Source organism: Mycobacterium sp. (assembly GCF_035499775.1).
Classification (GTDB): Bacteria; Actinomycetota; Actinomycetes; order Mycobacteriales; family Mycobacteriaceae; genus Mycobacterium.
This window is the reverse complement of the sequence record NZ_DATJYB010000399.1, coordinates 1-3,841: the sequence shown is the minus strand read 5'-3', so window position 1 is coordinate 3,841 and position 3,841 is coordinate 1. Positions and strand designations below refer to the sequence as shown.

At 65.0% G+C, this 3,841-nt stretch carries 4 protein-coding genes; all 4 read left to right on the top strand.

Annotated elements, in window-relative coordinates; translation table 11 throughout:
- The first annotated feature begins 228 nt into the window (after nt 1-228).
- On the top strand, nt 229-744 hold the full coding sequence (locus tag VML93_RS24675) for a PAS domain S-box protein (RefSeq protein WP_414686435.1): 516 nt from the start codon (nt 229-231) through the stop codon (nt 742-744).
- A gap of 266 nt (nt 745-1,010) precedes the next feature.
- Nucleotides 1,011-2,162, top strand: a complete 1,152-nt coding sequence (locus tag VML93_RS24670; protein WP_325614897.1) for a phosphotransferase family protein — start codon at nt 1,011-1,013, stop codon at nt 2,160-2,162.
- Nucleotides 2,155-3,327, top strand: coding sequence for an alpha/beta hydrolase fold domain-containing protein (locus tag VML93_RS24665; RefSeq protein WP_414686434.1), 1,173 nt, complete (start codon nt 2,155-2,157; stop codon nt 3,325-3,327). The genes VML93_RS24670 and VML93_RS24665 overlap by 8 nt, the downstream gene beginning before the upstream one ends.
- The coding region (locus tag VML93_RS24660; protein WP_325614896.1) for a GDP-mannose 4,6-dehydratase at nt 3,327-3,841 on the top strand (515 nt) is incomplete at its 3' end. The genes VML93_RS24665 and VML93_RS24660, both read left to right, overlap by 1 nt.

Genomic DNA, 3,841 nt, shown 5'->3' with positions numbered 1-3,841 from the left:
CACTATATACCTGTCATCCCGCGTTCACCCACGTTTTGCCATGTTACTCGAAGACTATGCGTTGTCAGAAGACTGTCGGTTTAACCAAGACTAGGCAATGCTACAACTAGTATGTATTCTACCCGACTAGATGAACTGTCGGTATATGTATGCTGGGTCGCACCCAGGCGCGGCAGGAACGAGGGGCCTGCCTTGCGGGGTCGGTCGGCTTGCGTTTAGGAGGAGCACATGTCGGTCAGGACTACGCAGCCGGGGACGCTGACGTCTGCCCCATCCACATCGAATGGATGGGCCGCACAGGACCATCCGCGCGACGGCGTTGGTATCGACGTCGGTCAGCGCATTGAGCGGCGGCGTAATGGGAGTTTCGGCGATTCACCGATGGATATCCTGACGCGCCTGCCTGCCCTGGTGGTGTTGGACCGGCTTCCAGTTCCTGCGCTCGCTATGTCGCGGGGCGGCATCATCTTGTTCGCAAATGCGGCGTTTGCACAGATGGTGGGTTACCAGCAGGACAGCTTGGCGGGGCTGGCGTTTCCTGAGATCTTCCATACCGTGCCGGCCGAGCTGGCCGGACTTTCGGGCGTAGATGCACTGGCGAATCTGGTCGTGCAGTTGCGGCATTCTGAGGGTTGGACGGTGCAGGCCAAGATGGGCAAGTCGGCGCTGCTGCGGCGCGATGATCCGCTCGTGTTGGTTACGTTTGACGATTTGACGGAGCGGCTGTGGATCGACGAGGGATAGCATCCCCCACGGCTTGACCCTGTTTGGAGAACCCAGGGTTATGTGTTTTGCCGTCCGAGTGGTTCGATTTGTTGGCCCCGATCCGGTCGCCGACGGCGAGCCTAGGGGCGGCGCGGGTGGTCGCGCGTTGTATCGGTCGTAGAAGTTGAGTTTACCTGCGGCCCAGAATGATTCGACTGCAGCGCTTCCTCAGCTTGCTGGGGCATCCAAGACTAATAGTCCTGCAAATGCTTTGTATTTTGACAATTAGTATGTAAGCTCGGACTATGAGTGCATTTCCGGTATGGTCCCACTCAGGCGCCCGACTGATCGACCTCACTGGACTCCCGATCGGTCTTATCGACCTCGAACTAAGCATGCCGCCGACAGAACTCGTCGACGACACGGCCGCGTTTCTGATGCGGTCCCAGCAGGGTCTGCCCGCGGCGGTTTTGAAGGTGGCCCGCGGCATGCTGGGAGCCGCGGATCTGCGCACGCAGCGGCGGGTGCTCGCCGAGCTCACCATCCACCCGGGACTCGACGACGAGTGGCGCGCACTGCTGCCGCGGATCCTGGCCTTCGACGAGCGCACCGATGAGACGGTGTCCGTGGAGTCCTATCGGCCGGAAATGGACCTGGCTGAGCTGCTGGGACGCCGCCCGAACCGTGTTGAGGAGCTGACCGCTGCGGCCCTGCGAGCCATCGCGCCGCTGCACCGGCAGACTGCAACGTTCGTCGTCATCGACGACGTCTGTCTGTTGCGGCGGTGGGTCGTCGAACCACTGGCGCGCCTGACGGACATTTGCCGGCGGTTGGATCCGCGCCTGGTTCCCGAGGTGGATCGGCTCGGAACGATACTCCGGGAGGCCCTCGTCGGCTTTCGTGTGCCGGTGAGTTGGACGCACGGCGACTACCGACCCGGCAACGTTCGGGTGGCTGGTGTGCGGGGGCCGGTCACCGGCATCGTGGACTGGGGCGGGGCGCGGCCGGGCCAGCCTGCGCTGATCGACGAGTACCTGATGATCCTGACGGTGAGCTGCCAGATGGAGCGAGCCGATCTGGGCACGGTCGTCGCTGAGCGGCTGCGGGTGGGGGGCCTGTTAGACCGCGAGCGTATTGCGCTGCGTGCCGCAGGCGACCGAGCGGACGCGGACACCGGCAACCGTGGGCGCGTCGATGAATGCATCGACGAGCGCGTCGCCATTCTGTTGACCTGGCTGCACCACACCGCCGACTTGTGGCGCAAGCGTGCCACCCATCCAAACCACCACATCTGGTGGGCCACCAATGTGGCTCCGGTGCTTGACGCCGTCTCCGCGTGGCGCGGATTCGACGTGAAACGCCCGCGGGTCCGCGCCACCCGCGGCACCGGAAGCGGTAGCATGTCCGCGCCCGTCGAGGATGCCGCAGCGGCCCTGGGACATCAGGCCGATGGCTGAGCTGCAAAACGCACAAGGAACCCTCACGGAACCGGGTCGGCCTGCTGGCCTGGCCGCCGTCGGTGCCGATGTAGCCGCGGCCAATCGGGGAGTGTCGAACGTGTTCGACGGGCAAGGCCCGGGCATGGTTCGGGAGGTCCTGGAGGTCCTCGAGGATGATCCCAGCGTCGCCGGCCGGCTTTTCTGGCTCGGCGCACGGCTTTCCATCCGGCCGGCCCTGACAATTGGTAGCCGTCTTGCGCGCGTGCCGTGGCCGTGGGGCCTCATCGAGTTCGCGGCCGGGGCGGTGACGCCGACGCCGGGTAGCGTTCGCGCCACGATTCGCTTGGCGCATTGCACCGCGCGATTGGTCCGTGCCGCGGGTGTTCTGCCCGCGGACGGCACCCGCGGCGTCGTGTTGTACATGCACGGTGGCGGCTTCCTGACCTGCGGCGCCAACACGCATGACCGGCTCGTCACCAAGTTGTCGAAGTACGCCGATACTCCGGTGCTGGTGATGAACTACCGGATGATGCCTAAGCACTCGATCGGTGCGGCCATCGATGATTGCTATGACGGCTACCGGTGGCTGCGGGACAGTGGCTACCGGCCCGACCAGATCGTTTTGGCCGGCGACTCCGTTGGAGGCTACCTGTCACTCGCGCTGGCCGAACGACTGCTCAACGAGGGGGAGCAGCCCGCGGCCATCGTCGGCATGTCACCGCTGATGCAAGTGGCGAACGAACGCAGGCATGCGCACCCCAACGTCCGCAGCGATGCGATGTTCTCCGCCAAGACATTTGACGCATTCGTCGACCTGATCACCAGGGCGGGCCAACGCGACAAGCGTCCCGAGGAGATCTACGAACCGCTCGACCACATCGAGCCCGGCTTGCCCCACACGTTGATCCAGGTATCGGGTTCCGAGGTCCTGCTCCATGATGCCCGGCTGGCCGCGCGGCGGCTGGCTGCGGCTGGAGTATCGGTCCAGCTGCGGGTGTGGCCTGGCCAGATGCATGTGTTTCAGATCGCCGCGCCGCTGGTGCCGGAGGCCGAACGGTCCTTGCGTCAGATTGGCAGCTACGTCCGCGACGCGATCGGCCCGTACGACCGCGTGGTCTCCGATTCCGCTTCAAGCCGGTTGCCGCCGTACACAATTCATCGCCGAAATGGAGATAGCCGATAATGCGCACTCTCGTCACCGGCGCCGCCGGGTTCATCGGCTCCACTCTCGTCGATCGCCTGCTGGCGGAAGGGCACCAGGTGACGGGAGTCGACAACCTCAGCTCCGGCCCGTCGGTTGCCAACCTCGAGTCGGCCCACCGATTCAGGGGCCCCGGCGGCTTTAACTTCGTCGCAGCCGACATCCGGCACCCCGAGCTGGCCGACATCGTCGCGGGCTCTAACCCCGATGTGGTGTTCCATTTGGCCGCGCAGGTCGACGTACGCAAGTCCGTCAGTGATCCGCTTCTTGACGCCCGCAACAACGTGCTGGGTACCGTCAACCTGCTGGAGGCGAGCCGGCGCGCGCGAGGACGGCGGATCGTGTACGCCACCTCGGGTGGCGCCCGCTACGGTGCGCCGTCCACCTTGCCTGCCACCGAGGACACTGCCCTCGACCCGCTTTCGCCGTACGCGGCGGCCAAGATCGCCGGCGAGTTTTACATGCGCGCCTACGCCGGCATGTACGGGCTGGCACC

What these genes read in the sequence shown, in the direction of transcription:
- VML93_RS24665 (WP_414686434.1), top strand. Translation starts at nt 2,155, where the DNA reads ATGGCTGAGCTGCAAAACGCACAAGGAACCCTCACGGAACCGGGTCGG.
- VML93_RS24670 (WP_325614897.1), top strand. Translation starts at nt 1,011, where the DNA reads ATGAGTGCATTTCCGGTATGGTCCCACTCAGGCGCCCGACTGATCGAC.
- VML93_RS24675 (WP_414686435.1), top strand. Translation starts at nt 229, where the DNA reads ATGTCGGTCAGGACTACGCAGCCGGGGACGCTGACGTCTGCCCCATCC.